Raw genomic sequence first — 419 nt, 5'->3', positions numbered from 1 at the left:
ATAAATCCATGCAATAACTTCAAGACCATGGTGGACAAGCAACAGAATCGACGTACCCAGAATTACTTTAAACAATATATTTATGCCAGCTGTTATATCATTACGCTCAATACCAGTAAAATAGCCAACGAAGGGAGAGAACATATTATTAATAACAAATGAACCACCAATTAATATAAGAATGTGCTTAGCATTAGTACTGGTTTCTGATACTTCAGGGAAAAATGAGAAAAAGAATTTTGCTAAAAAGAATATTCCCCCCATACATACCAAACTGAGCAGTAACACAAAAAACAATGACTGATGCATTGTCTTTTGAAGTTTCTGTTGATTATTTAAATGAAGGGCGACAAAACGCCCTACTGTAACCTGAAGACCAATGCCAAAAATACCGATCAAAACCCCAACCTGAATTGTAA

At 34.8% G+C, this 419-nt stretch carries 1 pseudogene; it reads right to left on the bottom strand.

The window, feature by feature from the left end:
• Positions 1-419, bottom strand: a pseudogene (gene wzx, locus E0D98_RS25920) (O88 family O-antigen flippase); the annotation flags it as partial.

The sequence above is a fragment of the Escherichia sp. KCJ4928 genome (assembly GCF_004352695.1).
In the GTDB taxonomy this organism is placed as follows: Bacteria; Pseudomonadota; Gammaproteobacteria; order Enterobacterales; family Enterobacteriaceae; genus ECMA0423.
The sequence above is the reverse complement of the archived record's forward strand: the minus strand, read 5'-3'. Positions and strand labels throughout refer to the sequence as shown.